The following is a 551-nucleotide window of genomic DNA, read 5'->3' on the forward strand; positions in this document are numbered from 1 at the left end:
CGGGCTCCCCGGTCGTCACCTCCCTCGTGCCGTACGCCTTCGCCCTGCTGGACCCCCGCTCCGGATACCCGGCCGGCATCCGCGACCCGCGCTGGCAGCAGGCGGTGCTCGACGCCGGCGGCGATCCCGGCCGGATACGCGACGCCGCCGCCCGCCTCCTCACCGAACTGTGCCGGGAGATCCGCGCGGCCGGCCACACCGCGGGCACCGGCGAGGCGATCGAGACCCTGCGACTGGCCTGCGACCTCGCCACCCTGCGCGGCCTGGCGGCACCCGGCCGGGGCGAACTGCTGGAGGCGGTGACGTCCGTACTGGGCCAGGGCGGACCACCACCCGGCCGGGTCCTGGAGACGGTACTGGTCGGCACGGACCGCGGCCGGCTCGCCCCCGGCACACCCCGGTCCGGTCTCGGCCCCCGGGTGGAGGCGGAACTCGCCTCGCTCCGGCTGCCGGGGCCGGGCAGCGCCGGCCACCGGGAGGTCCGGCTCTCGCCGCTGCGCTCCGCCCTCGACGCCCGCCGCGAGATCCTGCTCCAGCGGCTCAAGGAGTGC

Annotated in this window: 1 protein-coding gene; it reads left to right on the plus strand. The window is 78.0% G+C overall.

The window, feature by feature from the left end:
• A partial coding sequence (locus B7767_RS42675; protein ID WP_256923786.1) for a DUF5682 family protein occupies window positions 1-551 on the plus strand: 551 nt, incomplete at both ends.

The organism is Streptomyces sp. 13-12-16 (assembly GCF_002114215.1).
GTDB lineage: Bacteria > Actinomycetota > Actinomycetes > Streptomycetales > Streptomycetaceae > Streptomyces.